General features: G+C 40.8%; 12 protein-coding genes. 2 read left to right on the forward strand and 10 right to left on the reverse strand.

The genetic code is table 11. The annotated features are described in order from the left end of the window. Positions 1 to 147: 147 nt before the first annotated feature. Positions 148 to 1,170, reverse strand: a complete 1,023-nt coding sequence (locus tag OC25_RS26960) for a FecR family protein (RefSeq protein WP_052266226.1) — start codon at positions 1,168 to 1,170, stop codon at positions 148 to 150. A 105-nt stretch (positions 1,171 to 1,275) separates the two neighbouring features. Next, the gene (locus OC25_RS14615) at positions 1,276 to 1,836 is read right to left on the reverse strand and encodes a sigma-70 family RNA polymerase sigma factor (RefSeq protein ID WP_039477377.1); all 561 of its coding nucleotides are present in this window, start codon (positions 1,834 to 1,836) and stop codon (positions 1,276 to 1,278) included. Between the two features lie 243 nt (positions 1,837 to 2,079). Between OC25_RS14615 and OC25_RS14620 the strand changes: the two genes are divergently transcribed. Both OC25_RS14620 and OC25_RS14625 read left to right on the forward strand, forming a co-directional pair. Next, on the forward strand, positions 2,080 to 3,027 hold the full coding sequence (locus tag OC25_RS14620; protein ID WP_039477379.1) for an NAD-dependent epimerase/dehydratase family protein: 948 nt from the start codon (positions 2,080 to 2,082) through the stop codon (positions 3,025 to 3,027). 110 nt (positions 3,028 to 3,137) lie between these two features. Continuing rightward, on the forward strand, positions 3,138 to 3,866 hold the full coding sequence (locus tag OC25_RS14625) for a YebC/PmpR family DNA-binding transcriptional regulator (protein ID WP_039477381.1): 729 nt from the start codon (positions 3,138 to 3,140) through the stop codon (positions 3,864 to 3,866). A gap of 155 nt (positions 3,867 to 4,021) precedes the next feature. Here the strand turns inward: OC25_RS14625 and OC25_RS14630 are convergent, their stop codons facing one another. The 8 genes from OC25_RS14630 to OC25_RS14665 all read right to left on the reverse strand — a co-directional run bounded on the left by OC25_RS14630 (position 4,022) and on the right by OC25_RS14665 (position 14,909). Next, positions 4,022 to 4,801 (reverse strand): carboxylesterase family protein, encoded by a 780-nt coding sequence (locus OC25_RS14630; RefSeq protein WP_039477383.1) that lies wholly within the window; start codon positions 4,799 to 4,801, stop codon positions 4,022 to 4,024. A 65-nt stretch (positions 4,802 to 4,866) separates the two neighbouring features. Continuing rightward, positions 4,867 to 5,151, reverse strand: a complete 285-nt coding sequence (locus OC25_RS14635) for a hypothetical protein (RefSeq protein WP_039477387.1) — start codon at positions 5,149 to 5,151, stop codon at positions 4,867 to 4,869. A gap of 90 nt (positions 5,152 to 5,241) precedes the next feature. Next, positions 5,242 to 7,539 carry a beta-glucosidase BglX gene (gene bglX, locus OC25_RS14640; protein WP_039477389.1) on the reverse strand — a complete coding sequence of 766 codons (2,298 nt, stop codon included), beginning with the start codon at positions 7,537 to 7,539 and terminating at the stop codon, positions 5,242 to 5,244. Between the two features lie 154 nt (positions 7,540 to 7,693). Continuing rightward, positions 7,694 to 9,433: a family 43 glycosylhydrolase gene (locus tag OC25_RS14645; RefSeq protein WP_039477393.1), complete on the reverse strand. Its 1,740-nt coding sequence runs from the start codon at positions 9,431 to 9,433 to the stop codon at positions 7,694 to 7,696. Between the two features lie 21 nt (positions 9,434 to 9,454). Next, the gene (locus tag OC25_RS14650) at positions 9,455 to 10,825 is read right to left on the reverse strand and encodes a glucoamylase family protein (protein WP_039477401.1); all 1,371 of its coding nucleotides are present in this window, start codon (positions 10,823 to 10,825) and stop codon (positions 9,455 to 9,457) included. 12 nt (positions 10,826 to 10,837) lie between these two features. Beyond that, the gene (locus OC25_RS14655; RefSeq protein WP_039477404.1) at positions 10,838 to 12,505 is read right to left on the reverse strand and encodes a glucoamylase family protein; all 1,668 of its coding nucleotides are present in this window, start codon (positions 12,503 to 12,505) and stop codon (positions 10,838 to 10,840) included. 71 nt (positions 12,506 to 12,576) lie between these two features. Further along, entirely contained in the window at positions 12,577 to 13,404 is an 828-nt protein-coding gene (locus OC25_RS14660; protein ID WP_039477406.1) for a LamG domain-containing protein, read from the reverse strand. Positions 13,405 to 13,424: 20 nt separating this feature from the next. Next, a complete protein-coding gene (locus tag OC25_RS14665; protein ID WP_039477408.1) occupies positions 13,425 to 14,909 on the reverse strand; it encodes a RagB/SusD family nutrient uptake outer membrane protein in 1,485 nt (494 codons plus the stop codon). Between the last annotated feature and the right edge of the window lie 8 nt (positions 14,910 to 14,917).

The following is a 14,917-nucleotide window of genomic DNA, read 5'->3' on the forward strand; positions in this document are numbered from 1 at the left end:
TACCATGAATACATTTCTATGTATTTAACTCGCCGGCAATGCCCCACATTGTCGGCTTTGTTTTTTAGAAAAATATTATGGGAAGTGGTGCCGCGGTTACGGGCTGTTGATAATCTGGTACTGTTTCATCATGTTTATATATTTTGGTTAGTTGGTATTTGAAACCATAATGCTGGTTCCCTTGATTTTATATTTACCTGATATAGATCCGCAAATCAGATCGAGCTGCTCATATAGCCCTTTATTGCTTAAATCTCCGGTAAAGGTGTAGTTTAATATATCCTGCTGACTGGTTAAAATATCAATACCATAAGCTTCTGATAAGGTACTGAAAATCTCTTTCAGGTTTTTTTCTTTAAAATTATAACTGACCGTGTTGGGCATATTGTAAGCCACTGCTAAAGGAATAGGGTGCTCTACCAGGGTTTTGCTTAAGTTATGATCGGTATAAATTCCCTTCTGATTAGGTTTGAGTAAAATAGGCCTGGCTACCCTTTTATCTGACAGGCGGAACAGGCTGCAGTTTTCGTTTTCGTTTACCTGTACCTTGCCTGTGCGTACCGAAACTTGTGCCGGTTGCTGATTAACCGACGATTTAACAAAGAAGCTGGTACCTAAAACGCGTACAACCAATGTTCGGTTGTACACGTAAAAAGGTCTTTTCGGATTTTTGCTTACCGAGAAAAAAGCGTTTCCTTTTAGGTAAACGGTTCTTTTATCGGTAGCAAAATCCTTTGGGTAAATGATGTTTGCCTTTGGATCTAAAGTAATTTTACTCTCATCGCTCAGCGAAACTATGATGGGACGATTGGTATCGTTGGTTTTGCTAATTAGTTCCAGACCTTCATTATCGCTCATAAAGGCATTTTCGGCGTTGTTCTTGTTTGCCCAGTACAAGCCACCAATTAGAAATGCAACAATAAACGATGCTGCAATGGCAAATTTTGGCCAAAGTTTCTTAACCTTAGTGTTTTTTACCGGTTGTGTGGCATCTGGATTGATATTTTGCCAAATACTTTGTTGCATCTCATCCAGTGCGGCATCAGAAAGATCTTCAAAACTCTTACTGTTTAAATTATGATACCATTTATCTACCCAAAGCTTTTCGGCTTCAGTACAATTTCCTTCGTGATAACGGGTAAGTAAATCGTAGAATGATTTTTGGTTCATAAGAAAAAATATTTGGCTTTATACTTACAAGTAACACAGTGAGGGCCAAACCCTAAAGCAACTTTGCAGAAAAATGAAATTATTTTGTAATTGGCTGATATACAGTTATAAAAAGATGTAGAAATTTTTAATATATTCTTTAATCCTTTTAATAGACTGGGTAATGTGGTATTCTACAGCCTTTTCTGAAATGTTTAATCCGGCAGAAATATCTTTGGTAGATTGGTGCTGGTAACGGCTGAGCCTGAAAACTTCCCGGGTTTTTTCGGGGAGCGAATTGATGCCTTGTTCGATAATGGCCGAAAGGTCATGAAAGTCGACCAGGTTGGCGGTATCCTGATGATCTTCTGTATAGGTGAGGCTTTGGTACTGCACATATTTGTTTTCCATCACCAAATTCCTGATATGGTTAATTACGCTCAGTTTTAGCGCGCCGAATAAATAAGCCTGCAGGTTGCTGATTTTGGCTTCAGCACGTTTTTCCCAAAGCGAAATGAAAATGTTCTGTACCAGTTCCTCAGCAATTATCCTTTCTCCTGTTTTTTTATAAGCCGCTAAAAGCAATTCTTTACTATAGGTCAAGTAAATGCGTTCATAAGCCTGCTTATCGCCCAATTTTAGGCGGTTAAGTAAATCTGCAGCATATTCAGGCTCAAAAGGAGTCATTGGTTTATTTGGTGGTACGCTAAAGTAAATGTATAAATTTTAAGTTTTAAAGCTGAGATATTGGTGTGTTTTAAAGTTGAAAAGTTTTAATGTTGGAATGTTGGCAGTTCGCAGTAAACCAGTTTGCAATTTACAGTTAACCAGTTTCAACGATTCAAACAGTTAACCAACTTACACACTAAGTATAAATATTTTATCACCTTTTATCTCATTTTTTTACCTTTGCTCAATCTCAAGAAAAATATGCAGGAAAAAATTGTTGTTTTAGGCTCTAACGGACAAATTGGTACCGAATTGGTTACCACTTTACGTAAGATATATGGCGATGATAACGTAGTTGCATGCGATATCCGCAGACCTGATTATGATATCAAAAACTCTGCGCCATTCGAATTTGTAAATGTGCTTGATAAGGAAATGATTAAAGGCATTTTTCATAAGTACAGGCCTACACAGGTTTACCTGCTGGCGGCATTATTATCGGCCACAGGCGAACAGAACCCTAAATTGGCCTGGGATTTAAACATGAACGGCTTGCTGAATGTACTCGATTTAGCACTCGAATATAAAACAGCAAAAGTGTATTGGCCAAGTTCAATTGCTGTGTTTGGACCAAACTCACCAAAAGACCATACGTCGCAATACTGTGTAATGGATCCAAATACGGTTTATGGTATTAGTAAACTGGCTGGCGAGCGTTGGTGCGAGTATTATAACCAGAAATATGGATTGGATGTACGCAGTATCCGTTACCCGGGATTGATTAGCTGGAAGGCAGCACCTGGAGGGGGAACAACTGATTATGCCATTCACATTTTTCACGATGCGTTAAAAAAAGGCAGCTATCAGAGTTTCTTAAATGCCGGAACGGAATTACCGATGATGTATATGGACGATGCGATTCGGGGTACCATCGAGTTAATGGATGCACCAGCCGATCAGATTTCGGTGCGTAGCAGTTATAATTTTGCAGGCGTAAGTTTTACACCAGAAGTTTTAGCTGCGGAAATCAGAAAACATATTCCTGATTTCACCTTAACTTACACCAACAACGATCCGCGTCAGCAAATTGCCAACAGCTGGCCACGTTCTATTGATGATACCTACGCGGCTAAAGACTGGGGCTGGAAACCAGAGTTCGATTTGTCGAAACTGACAGCTGATATGTTAAAGAATTTAAAAAAGAGCTAAAAGACCAAAGCTAAAAGACTAAAGCAGAGGTGTTATATTAAATAAACAAAATAAAGGGTTAGGAACAAGGATCATCTTGATACTTGATTCCAATTACTTGATACTACAAAATGGGAAGAGCATTCGAATTTAGAAAAGAAAGAAAATTTAAGCGTTGGGCCAAAATGGCGGTTCAGTTTACGCGTATTGGTAAAGATATTGTAATGGCGGTTAAAGAATCGGGGCCTCATCCTGAAACCAACTCGCGTTTACGTACGGCTATGCAAAATGCTAAAGCTGTAAACATGCCTAAAGATAGGGTAGAGGCAGCTATTAAGCGTGCATCTGATAAATCGTTAGCCAATTACGAAGAAATTGTTTACGAAGGTTACGCCCCTCACGGCGTGGCGGTTTTAATTGAAACGGCAACCGATAATACCAACCGTACCGTTGCCAACGTGCGCAGCTACTTTAATAAAACCAACGGAACTTTGGGCAAAACCGGTTCTTTGGATTTTGTTTTCAACCGTAAATCTATTTTCCGCTTTGTACCTGCAGATGATTTGGATTTGGAAGAATTAGAGTTTGAATTAATTGATGCAGGTTTAGAAGAACTTTACGTTGAAGCTGATGAAGAAGGAAATGACGTAGCAGTAGCTCAGGGTGCTTTCGAAAACTTTGGTTCTTTACAAAAAGCACTGGAAGAAAAAGGCATTGAGTTAAAAAGCTCTAAACTGGAGCGCATTGCTTTATCGCACCATGAAGTAACAGAAGAGCAAGCTGCCGATGTTTTAAAACTGATTGATAAGTTAGAGGAAGATGATGATGTGCAGGCGGTTTACCACAACATGGCTGAATAATAAATACCTTATTTATAGGAAAAGGCTTGGGGATTTTCCTCAAGCCTTTTTTTTATTATCCAAAATCGTCCTGCTGAACTTGTTTCAGCATCTAACTCTTGAGAGACCCTGAAATAAATCCGATAGCTATCGGATCAGGATGATGGATCTTTATGTTATTTCTTATGCGAAAACAACCAGGGCAATAACTCAGGCTCTGCAAAGGCGCTATCCCAGCTGTTGTGGTTAGCTGTGGGGTAAAGCGTAAATTTAACTTCTTTGCCAACTGTTTTTAGCCGTTCGGCTATAGCAATGGATAATGCCGGATCTACGACATCATCTTTTGCCCCATGGAAAATCCAGAGGGGTGTTTTTTTGTATTTTTCGATGTTATTGGTATTGTCACCACCACAAATGGCAATGGCTGCAGCAAATTTATGGCGTTCTCTTCTCAGCAGCTCATACGTGCCCATGCCACCCATGGATAGGCCACCAACGTAAACTTGCTCACGGTTTACGTAAGGTTTTTTCAGAAAATCTTTAATCATACCCTGCAATGCGTGCATAATTTTAGTGGGCTTGCCACCTTCAACAAAACTTAATTTCCTTTTACCTTTTGCGTCTTTATCGATGTTAATATTGGCCCAGAAATCGTTAGCCGGGCATTGTGGAAACACTACAATGGCAGGGAAATTTTTGCGTACATCGTTTTTTAAAAACAACTTTCCACCGTGTACCAGCTGACTGGCATTGTCATTGCCTCTTTCGCCACTGCCATGCAGGAAGATCACTAACGGATATTTTTGTTCGGGGTTAAAGTTCTCCGGAAACAGTACCCTGTAGTAAATGGAATCTTTGCCTTTAATAAAGCTGCCTTTATCGTATTTTTTAAAATCCTGAGCGTTTAAAAAGAGTACTGAAAAAAGAATGCAGATAGTTAGGATAATCTTTTTCATAAGGCAAAAATAGGAAACCTAAGTTACTTTACAATATTATATGATGACAGATACTTGAATGGTAACTATTTGCTAGTCTTTTTCTCCTTTTTCCATTTATCGGTAATAAAATTTACTAAAACAATAACTATTGTTAGTATCAACACATCAATAAGAAAGTATTTGATTGAAAAACCAAAGCTAGATGCTAATCCTGGGTCGGTTAGTTTACCCTCCGAATAAACATAGAAACTAAATGGAAATCCTAATTTGGTAAAGCCATCTGAAGTAGCATTGTTTTCAAATGTGAGTAAAGTAAATAGTGCATAAATTAAAACTGTCGCTATTGTTGGAATGGTCTTTATTTTCATCTAAATTTAAATTTACTTGATTTTTTTGAACAAAAAGAAACCCTGGCTACTTTACAATAGCACAGGGTTAACAACCAAACCTAATTGTCTTTATTTCAGTGTAAAAGATGCTTCTTTTACATCGCGTGAGTTGGTGCCGATAAATACTTTGAAATCGCCAGGTTCTGCTACAAATTTTAAATCCGAATTGTAGAATTTAAGATCGTTTTCGGTTAGGGTAAAAGTGATGTTTTTGCTTTCTCCAGCCTTTAAACCCACTTTCTGGAATCCTTTTAGTTCTTTTACCGGGCGGGTAATGCTACCCACTAAATCGCGGATATAGAGCTGTACAACCTCCTGTCCGTCGTATTTGCCGGTATTGGTTAATGTAACCGATGCGGTAATCGATTTACCTTTGGTTAATGTATTCGAACTTAATTTAATATCGCTGTAGTTAAATGTGGTATAGCTTAAGCCATAACCAAAAGGATACAAGGGATCATTACTTACATCTAAATAGTTAGAACGGAATTTTTCGAACCATTTACCATCGGCTAAAGGGCGACCGGTATTTTTGTGCGCGTAATAAAGTGGCACCTGACCAACATTTTGAGGAAAAGTAGCACTCAGTTTGCCAGAAGGATTTGCATCGCCAAAAAGTACATCGGCAATGGCGCTTCCGGCTTCGCTACCCGGGAACCAAACATTTAAAATAGCCGGGATATTTTCATCTTCCCATTTTAAAGCCAGCGGACGACCTGTAAACAGCACCATTACAACCGGTTTACCCGTTTTAACCAAAGCTTTTAAAAGATTTTTTTGCGTTTCGGGGATTTGAATATCGGTAACACTACTGCTTTCGCCTGAAAATTCAGAACCTTCACCAACAGTGGCCACAATTACATCCGATTTTTCGGCAACAGCCAAAGCTTCTTTAATCATTTCCGCCTCTGAGCGCGAATCGTGCTTGTAAGTAGGGTTATGGATATTTACATAGCGGTGCTCTAAAGCCGAATCGGCCAGGAAGTTAGCACCGCGGGCGGTTAATATTTTAGCATTGTTGCCTAAAGCATTTTTTAAACCTTGTAAAACCGTTACCGATTTATCGAATAGAGCCGCGACACTCCAGGTACCGTACATATTGGCAGTGTTATCGGCCAGTGGACCAACTAAACCAATTGTACCTGATTTTTTAAGTGGTAAGATATTGTTTTTGTTTTTAAGCAATACAAAACTTTCGGCAGCGATCTGACGGGCGATGCTGCGGTTTTCAGGACTGAATACTTCTTTCTCTGCGCGGTTGGCATCGCAAAACTTGTACGGATCGGCAAATAAGCCCAATTTGTACTTGGCCTGAAGAATTAAGCGGCAAGCCCTGTTAATCTGATCGATGTTCACTTTCTTTTCGGCAAGCGATTTTTTTAGTGTACCTAAAAAGCCTTCACCCACCATATCCATATCTACACCTGCATTTAAAGCCAGCGCAGAAACTGTTTGTAAATCGCCCATTCCGTGTGCAATCATTTCAGGAATTCCGGTATAATCGGTTACCACGAAGCCTTTAAAGCCCCATTGGTTACGTAAAACCTCGGTCATTAACCATTTACTGCCGGTAGCCGGAATGCCATCAACCTCGTTAAATGAAGCCATAATACTGGCAGCACCAGCGTCAACAGCTGCTTTATACGGCGGAAGGTACTCATTGTACATTTTTACCTTACTCATATCAGTAGTGTTGTAATCTCTTCCAGCTTCTGCTGCGCCATAAAGGGCATAGTGTTTTACACAAGCCAGAATCTCGTTATTGGCTTGCAATTTACCCTGGTAACCTTTTACCATGGCTTTGGCAATTTGCGAGCCCAGGTACGGATCTTCGCCATTACCTTCCGAAATCCTTCCCCAGCGTGGGTCGCGCGAAATATCAACCATAGGAGAGAAGGTCCAGTTGATACCGCTTGCGCTGGCTTCAATGGCTGCCACACGGGCCGATTTTTGAACGGCATCCATGTTCCAGGTGGCACTCATACCCAAAGGAATCGGGAAAACGGTATTGTAACCGTGTATTACATCCATACCGAACAACAAAGGGATTTTCATCCTGCTGTTTTCTACAGCAACCTTTTGTACTGCCCTGATCTTTTCAACGCCCTTAATGTTGAATAAACCACCAACCTGGCCATCTTTGATCTTTTTCCCGATATCGCTGCTGTTGGCTTGCCCGGTGGTAATATCGCCGGAGCTTGGTAAATTCAATTGGCCAATTTTTTCATCAACCGTCATTTTAGCCATCAGGTTATTGATAAAGGTGTTCATCTTTGCTTCCTCAGCCGAAACCGGTTTTTTGGTCTGCGCAGATGCGTTCAGTACGAAGGCTGTAAAAAAAACAGCCAGGATTTTCGCTCTTTTCATGCTATGTGTATTTTATTCTTTTTCCTCATTTATTAGCTGGCGTTTGTTTCCTACGCACGCCTAAATAGCTTTACGATTTTATCGTGTTAAATTTTAATCGTTATAAACGATTGGTTATTTCCACGCTCGTTACAAACGAGCGTGAGCTCTATTTTTAATCTACTTTTTTAACTGCTGTTTTTGCCGAAACGCCACTCTCGTTTATCGCTTCGATAGCGAAATAATACGCCTTTTGGCTATCCATTGCTTTAAACCAGTATTCGTTAAAGTCGTGTATCATGATGCAGTTATAAAGTTTATCGGGTGCGGTGCCATAATACAGGTTATAGGCAAAAGCATTATCAACCGGTTGCCATTTGATATAGGCACTGCGTTTATCTTTTTCGGTACGCAGTACAATCAGGTTTTTCACCTGTGCTGGTTTTTCACCGTTTCCGTTACCAAAAACGCGCAAACCACTAATGGCAAATTTTCCGGTAGGCATGTGGATGTTTACCATTTTAATAAACCTGGTTTTAACCGGTTTTGGTAATTCGATATAATCATGGGGCACATCGGTTTTGTTCTGGCTTTTATCAACCAAAGTCGTCCATTTTTTGCCATCAACTGATGAAAGGATTTTGTACTGATGGAAAATACCGGTTTGTTTACCAATAAATTCGGCATCCTGATCGGCATAGTTGATTTGAATGGCGTTAACAGTGGCGAGGCTCCCTAAATCTGTTTGGATCCATTCGCCGTTGTTGGCGGTTTTGGCGCTCCAGTAGGTTTTTATGCTTTCATCTACTGCATTGTTAGCCTCAAAAGCGCCTAATGTAGAAGAAACGGTAACTGGTTTTTTATAGTTAATCAACATCCATCCCGGACCAGCAGGACCATTTGCTTTCCTTTCTGAAGGCAGGTAAAGTGGGTAATCGCCAAATGCGGTATTGGTCCACATCACATCATCCTGGTCAAAACCGGTTGGCCAGATGCCCATCCGGCGTTCCCAGGTATTTTTTACACAGATAATGCTGGTAGAAATGTGCCAGTAATTTTTGTTGTTATCCTGAAAGGTTGCTCCATGGCCTGCACCTCTCGAAAAGCCACCGCCTTTATAACTCAGCGGATCGGATTGCGGGGTAGCCTGTATGCCATCGAATAGCGGCTTACTGCCTACAACAACCCCGTCAGAGTAGCCGCTAAATTCGGTACCCGGTGCACCATACTGAAAATAATACTTGCCATTGTGTTTCGTCATCCAGGCACCTTCGGCAAAAGGGTCGAGAAAGGTATCGTCCATATACTCGCCGAAACGCTGCCAGCCATAGCGCCAGCTTTGCAGCAGGTACATCGGGGTACGGGTGCCTTTAGGCTTAAATGTTTTGCGGTCGAGCTCTACACCATACATCGGGTAGTTATTGCTGCTGCCGTTGTACATGTAAAATTTGCCATCATCATCAGTAAAAAAGGCCGGGTCCCAGCCACCTATTTCTAACGAATCGACCAAAGGAAACCATTTGTTTCCTTTGGGATCGGTACTGCCCCACAGGGTGAAATTTTTGGTATAAGTACTCCCAAAAACCACCATGGTATCGCCAACGATGCCAACTCCGGGTGCGCAGAGTTCATCTTTGGTTTTATTCCACGGGCGCAGAAACTTTCTTTCTTCAAACTTCCAGTTGAGCATATCCGGACTGTGCCAGTACCCCCATTGATTGGTGCTAAACAGGTAGAAATCGCCTTTGTAGTTCACAATAACCGGATCGGCCGTAGCGCGATGCTTACCCCATTCGGTAAAAGATTCAAAAGGGGTATAGCCATAATCCACGTTGATTGGGTTGCAATAGGTTTTTTGCTGTGCCTGCAATCCAACAGTTATGCTGATTAATATGATGAATAGAATATGCTTCATTTAATATTATGATTATCAATTTTATTTCTTCAACGCCGGGCTTTCAAATCCTAATTTGGTTAAGCCTTTCTGTACATCTTCATTGCTCATAAATAGTTTCCAAAGTAATCCAGACCGGTAATTTTCAATCATCACTACCATTGGCCCCTGATCTATGCCTAAATATTTTTGCGGATACCAGTTGTCGGTTTCAGAAAAGGCATCGTAAAAGCCATACTTGCCCCATACTTTGGTGCCTAAATTTTCGTAAAGGTGTCTGATTACCTTCATCGATTCTTTTGGCGTGTAAGGGATAGATGAAATGGCAGCAGTAGGAGAAATTACGCCAAAATCTTCCTGGGGATTGTGCGCTGCATAACCTTTAACAGAATAGCTTGCGGTTAAACCCCAGTTGTTTACGCCATAACCTTTAAAGCCTTTTGGGTTAGCTACGCAATAATCGTGGATGGCCAGGGTATGGTTTACATTATTTTCCCAGTAATTGGCATAACGGTCTTTTAATCCTTTCGGATTTAAGCCCAAATAAGAATAGTGTGCCCAGAATAAAGGGCCAACCGAGTTTTTCTGACCCTGATAATCGAGCGTAAAAGGATGGCCATAAACTTCAAAATTGGTTTTAATTTCGCCGTTTCTGGCCCAACCCTGATGGTAAACCTCAGCAGGTACAGTATGGGTAGGAGAGGAAGCCGCTAACACGTACATAATTAAGCATTCGTTATACCCTTTAACAGGAAAGTTCATTTCCCATTGATATTCGGGCGACCAGTGCCAGTACAATACATTTTGGCCACCATTGCGGTACCAGTTAAAATCAATGCCTTTCCAAAGTTCATCGGCTTTTTTAGCCAATGCTTTTTCTGCAGTTGTGCCGTTTTTATAATAGGTGTTGATACAGATTAAGGCTTGCGCCACAAAAGAAGTTTCTACCAGGTCGCCGCCATTATCTTTGCGACCAAACGGACGTACTTTACCGGTTTCGCCATAAATCCAGTGCGACCATGCACCGTGAAAACGATCGGCTTTGCCCAGGAAATCGAGAATTTTGTTTAAACGTTCCGCTCCATCTTTTTTGGTGACATATCCCCTGTCGATACCACTTAAAATTGCCATTAAACCAAAACCTGTAGCGCCAGTTGCAACAGTGCTTTTATCATTTTCAGGATATATGTTATCTACGTGATAACGCTCGCGGCCGGCACCAGATGTAGGCTCTGCACCATCCCAGAAATACTGAAAGGTTTGCTTTTGTACCAAATCGAGCAATTGCTCGTCGGTTAAGTTTTTACGTATGGTAAGATCGGGGTTGTAGCCCGACTTTTTACCCTGAGCGCAGGCAGAAAGGGTAATTAAAGTGAGTGAAAAAAATAAAAAGTGTTGAAAATTGAGTTTCATTTGTGTGTGTTGTTAAAGATTGGGACTGCTAAAACCAAGATTTTTCATTCCTGCTTTTACTTCTGGTGCACTCATAAATAAGTTCCAGATTAGTTTTGTTCTGTAATTTTCGATCATGACCACAATTGGTCCCTGATCTATCGCCAGGGTAGAAGTGGCAAACCACTGGTCTTTTAAAGAAAAAGCATCGTAAAAGCCATAATCGCCCCAGGTTTTATTGCCGAGCTTGTAATAAAAATAGCGTAAGGCCTGCATCGATTCGGTAGGGGTGTAAGCCATAGAGGCCAATGCTGCAGTAGGTGCTATGGTGCCTACATCATTGGTTGGTGAACTGGCGGTATATCCACCTTGAATATCACTGGCAGTTAACCCCCAGCAGTTTTCGCCATAACCGTAATTACCGAGTGGGTTAGCTTTGCAATAATTATAATTGATTAAGGCATGTGCTTTGGTTTGGCTTTCGTAATTGGCATAGGCATCTGTTAGTCCGGTTGGATTAATACCCATAAAAGAGTAATGCGCAAAAAACAGAGGACCACCGTTTGCTGTTCCTAAAGGGAGTTGAACCCCATAGTAACTGCTACCGTTTTTCATGGCTCCGTTTTGCGCCCATCCGGCATCGTAAACTGATTTTGGAATGGAATAAGTAGGAGAGGATGCTGCCATTACATAGGTAATTAAACATTCGTTCCAGCCTTTAATGGGTAAATTCATGTCCCAGTTATAGTTAGGGCTCCAATGCCAATACAGCGTATTGCTATTGTCTTTTCGGTACCAGCTCCATTCTACACCATTGTAAATGGTATTAATGTCGGCTCTTAGAGCAGTTTCAGCCGCGTCAGTTCCATTAAAATATTGTCTGGCTGTTATTAAACCTGCCATTAAGAAAGAAGTTTCTACCAAATCACCTCCATTATCTTTAACGCTAAATGGAATTACTTTTCCAGTATTTCCATCAAGCCAATGCGGATAAGCTCCATGAAAGCGATCGGCTGTTTTTAAGAAGGCTACAATTTTTTGCATCCGGACCAAACCATCGGCTCTGCTGATAAAATTGCGGTTAATGCCGGTGATTAAAGCCATAATACCAAATCCTGATCCGCCAGAAGTAACTGTATTGCCAGAGGTATTGCGTTCGCGGGCTAATCCGCTAACAGGGTGACCGAAATCCCAGAAATATTTAAAAGTTTGTTTTTGAACCAGGGTAAGCAGCTCCTCGTCTGTGATGCGGGCAAATTTGTCGGTATCATCTACTGCAGTAATCAGGGTTACGGTTATAGCTGTTTGTAACTTGTTTCCGGATATTGATAATAGTCCGGTGTTGATGTTTAAAATATATTTTGTAATAGGTTGCAAAGCCGAAGGGCTGATTACAACAGTATTATCGTTATTTTCTAAAGTTGAGGTAAATGCTGCCGGGTTTCCGGTGGCATCGGTTAAGGTAATGTTTCCGCTAACAGAAGATAGGTTGATAGGGGAAGAGAAAGTAATTTTAACAACAGGCGTACTGTTTAAACCATAATAGGTAAAGCCGTTGTAAGTGCCATTTACTTTTAAATCGGCAAAGGCATAAGTTGATGGAGGTGCTACCGGGTCGATTACGGGATCGTTACTGCCTCCTTTTTTGCAGGCAAAGAAAAAAACGGAAAGGATTAGAATAAAGAAGTAGTTTTTTTTCATTTCGGGAGATTTTTAAAAAGGGCTGCCACCTGGCAACCCCTTTTATTTGTGCCTGTTTTAAGGTTGGGGTTTTATTTTCCTCTACCTTCTAGCTTAGAAAGCGCACTGATTTCATCTGCTGTTAAAGCTTTATTGTAAATACGAACTTCATCCAATTGACCAACCAGATAACTTGCCCAATCTTGCTTGCCAGTTGATGTGGTTAAACTTGGTGTGGTTTGGAATTGAACCGTTCCAAAAACCATTTTACTTGCATCAAGGAAAGTTAATTGACCCAGGTTAGCAACAGTTTTTTCGCCAATTTTAGATCCGTTGAAGTAAACTTTAAAGGTAGAGGTAGTAGCATCGTATGTATATGCTATTTGATTCCACTTGTTCCACGGATCTGTTAATTTTAAGAAATTATCACCTCCATTGTTAACCACACCTGTATAAGTTCTTGCAACTAATTTTCCGGTAGTAGCATCGCCACCATTTTCAAAGAAAAAAGTAAGGTTGCCCCAGAAATCAGAAGATTTAGCTACATCAACCAAACCAACAATCCCTTTATCGTTTAAAGGCATTTTTTCCCAAAGTGTAAGTGTAAAACTTTTTAAGTTTTGAACCGCAGCAGGAGTATTAGATACTACGTAACCGTTTAAGGCACCTTGCAAGCCCTGTCCTTTAATCCCTTTTGCAAAAGAAGTTCCGGTATTAACCCCAGCAGTATTAGAAATACTATCGGTATAGCCACCTTCAAAGGCCCAGTAAGCTACTAAGCTGCTTGTAGCAATTTGCTTTGAGCTGGTATAGCCACCAATGTTTAAAGGTGGGGCATAGCTTGCCGGATCAAATTCTTTTTGGCAGGATGATAACCCTAGTGTTACTGCCGCCATCAATAAAAAATATTTTGTTTTCATTTTTGTAAAATTTAAAGCGATTAATAACCTGGATTTTGTGTTAAAGTACCTGCACTTTTATCGATCTCGGTAGAAGGAATTGGCCAAACTTCGTTTTTACCAGCTTTCCAGCCTTTAGCACCAAAAACTGCAGTACCACGACCCTGGCGAATTACATCAAAGTAACGATCAGATTCCATTGCCAGCTCTACCTGTCTTTCTTTCCAGATGGCCTGGCGTAATGCTTCTTTGTCGTTTGTGGTAACATCAGGTAAAACACCGGCAACACCACCACGCGCACGGGCACGAACCCTGTTTAGCGAAGTTTTAGCCAAAGTTGTATTGCCTAACTCATTTGCAGCTTCTGCATTCATTAATAACACATCGGCAAAGCGAAGCACGCGTACATTTTGCTGACATCCTTCTGTATAGCCTGAAACAATTAAACTGAATGGAACATAAGATTTCTCATTATACATGGGGTTATCACCGGTTGGGGCAATAGCATCGCCTTGCGGAGTAGTTTCTCCCCTGAAGATAATTGTTCCGTTTCTTCTCACATCGCCTGTTTCAAAAGCAGCAGCTAATGCAGCTGTAGGTACGTTAAAGCCCCAGCCTGCAACCGAACCACGAACCCCTTGAACCTGGCTATACTGAGAGTTCGAAGCATCTTTATTGTTTAGCAATAATTCGCATTGAATTTCGAATACAGATTCGATATTATTTTCGCGTGTGGTACGGAATCCTTCCTGGAAGTTAGGATACAAATCGTAACCTAAAGTCATAACCGTATTGGTGTATGAAAGCACAGCATCCCATTTACCCAAATACATAGCCACTTTTGCGTGTAAGCCTAAAGCTGCACCTTTTGTTGCCCTGCCCAAATCAGCAGCAGGATAAGTTTGAGGCAATACAGCTGCTGCATCATCTAAATCTTTCTCAATGGCGGTATAAACCTGAGCTTTTGGTGTTCTCGGAATGTTAAATTCTGAGGCATCTTTTGGTACATTTAAGCGTAATGGAACATCACCAAATGCACGCACTAATCTGAAATAAGAATAAGCACGAACAAATTTTGCTTCAGCAATATAGCGCGCTTTTAAGCTTGCATCCATACTAATAGCCGGAATGTTATCCAATACCTGGTTACACAGGTTGATATTTTGATACTGAGCTTCCCAAAAACCACCAAATTGGCCTTCTGTTGATGAAGCTGTATAGTTATCGAAATTGTTTAAATAACTGGCATCATTTGCAGAGCTTCCTTTTTCAGCGTCATCACCCGGGATACTCTCAACTGCCAAAGCTGGGAAAGCAGTATTTCCCCAGGTTCTTAAATTGGCATAGATCGAGTTAACTGCTTTAGTTGCATCATCCTGGGTTTTCCAGAATGTTACCGCTGGTTGTTTGGCTTGAGGATCTACATTCAGGAAATCCTTTTTACATGCAGGTATTACTAATGTACTTGCGCATAAAGCAATAAGTCCAAACTTTTGAATATATGTTTTTTTATGATTTAATTTCATCGTCGTAT

Source organism: Pedobacter kyungheensis, from assembly GCF_000812965.1.
In the GTDB taxonomy this organism is placed as follows: domain Bacteria; phylum Bacteroidota; class Bacteroidia; order Sphingobacteriales; family Sphingobacteriaceae; genus Pedobacter; species Pedobacter kyungheensis.